Origin of the sequence: Streptomyces sp. SID14478 (assembly GCF_010548525.1) — a bacterium.
Classification (GTDB): Bacteria; Actinomycetota; Actinomycetes; order Streptomycetales; family Streptomycetaceae; genus Streptomyces.
The window spans coordinates 1-2,235 of sequence record NZ_JAAGMG010001242.1; the positions used below are offsets into that span (position 1 = coordinate 1).

Below are 2,235 nucleotides of genomic sequence, written 5' to 3' on the forward strand. Positions count from 1 at the left end.
CGGTTCGCCGCTGGTGTCGAGGAGTACGGGCACGGCGGCGGCCCGCGCGGCCCGCACCAGCGTCGCGTAGGCGCCGACCGGGACGCCCGGCGGCAGGCTGCCGCACAGGGCCACCGCGGAGGCGGTCCGCAGCAGGTGCTCGTACGCCTCCTGGAAGGCCGACCACTCGGCGGGGGAGATCAGCGGCCCGGGTTCGTTCAGCTGGGTCGTGTCCCCGCTCGTCGCGTCGACGACGGCGATGGTGCGCCGGGTCGCACCGCTGACGGGCACCAGCGCGTCGGAGATCCGTTCCGCGCCGCGGAGCCGGTCCTGGAGCGTACGTCCCGTCGCGCCGCCCGCGAAGCCCGTCACTGTCACCTCGTGGCCGAGCGCGGCGAGCACCCGGGCCACGTTGAGGCCCTTGCCGCCGGGGCGTTCGGTGACCTCGGTGACGCGGTGCGAGGCGTGCGGCCGCAACGCCTCGACGCCGTAGGTGAGGTCGAGTGCGGTGTTCAAGGTGACCGTGAGGATCACAGGGCCTCGCCCCCCGATGGATGTGCGTACGTGCAGTAACACCTTGCGATGACGGGGGTCGATCATGCCAGAGTCGAGGCGGTTGGCCCAGGTCCGGAACAGGCCCCGGTGCCAACCGCCGTGCCGGTCAGGGGAGTTGCGGTGCGACGATCCACTCGCCGCGGCGCATCACGCCCTTGAGCTCGAACTCCTCGTCCAGGACCACGAGGTCGGCGTCCTTGCCGGGCTCCAGGGAGCCGACCCTGTCGTACATGCCCAGCAGCCGGGCGGGGTTGGCGGAGATCGCCTGGACGGTGTCCTCGACCGACAGCCGGTCGACGGTGACCGCCCGCTTGAACGCCCGGTCCAGGGTCAGCGTCGAGCCCGCGATGGAGCCGCCCTCCACGAGCCGCGCCACGCTGTCCTTCACCTCGACCTCCATCGGGCCGAGCATGTAGCGCCCGTCGCCGAAGCCGGCCGCGTCCATCGCGTCGGTGATGAACGCGACCTTCTCGCCGCCCTTGTGGTGGAAGGCGAGCTCCAGGGACGCGGGGTGCAGGTGCGTGCCGTCGTTGATCAGCTCGACGGTGATCCGGTCGTCCTCCAGGAGCGCCGCGATCGGGCCCGGCGCGCGGTGGCCGAGCTGCGGCATCGCGTTGAACAGGTGGGTGGCGACGGTGGCGCCCGCGTCGATGGCCTCCACCGTCTGCTCGTACGTCGCGTCGGTGTGGCCGATCGCGGCGATGACGCCCTGTTCGGCCAGCAGGCGTACGGAGTCGATGCCGCCGGGCAGTTCGGTGGCGAGCGTGACCATCTTGGCCCGGCCGCGGGCCGCGTCGACCAGCTTGCGCACCGCCGCCGGGTCGGGGTCGCGCAGCAGCGTCTCGTCGTGGGCGCCCTTGCGGCACGGGGAGATGAACGGGCCCTCGAAGTGGATGCCCGCGATCTCGCCCTGCTCGGCCAGCTCGGAGAGCAGGCCCGCGCGCTGCGCGAGGAAGTCCATCTCGCCGGTCACGAACGAGGCGACGACCGTCGTGGTGCCGTGCAGGCGGTGGGTGTGGACGCCGGTGAGGATGTCCTCGACGGTGCCGGAGGTGAAGGAGGCGCCGCCACCGCCGTGGTTGTGCATGTCGACGAAGCCGGGCACCACCCAGTGGCCGGACAGGTCGACGAGCGGGGCGTCGCCGGGAGCGCTCCCGGCGATCTTCGTGCCGTCGACGATGACGCGTCCGTCGGTGACGGTCCCGGTGGGCAGTACCACCCGGGCACCGGCGAGCACCTTTGCTGTGGCCATCAGGCGGATACCTCCGTGTTGTCCGTGCCATCGACGTGTGCGGCGGCAAGAAGATCCCAGGCGAGCAGCCCCGCGCCCAGGCATCCGGCGGTGTCCCCGAGGACGGCCGGGACGATCGTGGGGAGCGACTGGAACGTCACGCGCTCCGCGACCGCCGCCCGTAGGGGTGTGAACAAGGTTTCCCCGGCCTCGGCGAGACCGCCACCGATGATCAGGGTCCGCGGGTCCAGCAGAGTGAGCGCCATGACGAGGCCGTCGGCGAGCGCGTCCACGGCGTCCTGCCAGACCAGCGCGGCCTTCTCGTCGCCCGCGTCGACGGCCCGCGCGCAGTCCGCCGCGGTGGCGTTCTCGTCGCCGCTCGCGGCCTGCCAGGCCAGGGTGACGGCGGACGCGGACGCGTACCGCTCCAGGCAGCCGCGCTGCCCGCAGCCGCACGGCACCCCGCCGGG

At 72.9% G+C, this 2,235-nt stretch carries 3 protein-coding genes; all 3 read right to left on the minus strand.

From position 1 onward, the window contains the following. Positions 1-513 (minus strand): PfkB family carbohydrate kinase (locus G3I40_RS39870; protein WP_343245174.1); only part of this gene is annotated, 513 nt, incomplete at its 3' end. A 127-nt stretch (positions 514-640) separates the two neighbouring features. Then, entirely contained in the window at positions 641-1,786 is a 1,146-nt protein-coding gene (gene nagA, locus G3I40_RS39875; RefSeq protein WP_164559708.1) for an N-acetylglucosamine-6-phosphate deacetylase, read from the minus strand. After that, positions 1,786-2,235 (minus strand): ROK family protein (locus tag G3I40_RS39880; RefSeq protein WP_164559709.1); only part of this gene is annotated, 450 nt, incomplete at its 5' end. The genes G3I40_RS39880 and nagA, both read right to left, overlap by 1 nt.

What these genes read in the sequence shown, in the direction of transcription:
- nagA (WP_164559708.1), bottom strand. Translation starts at nt 1,786, where the DNA reads ATGGCCACAGCAAAGGTGCTCGCCGGTGCCCGGGTGGTACTGCCCACC.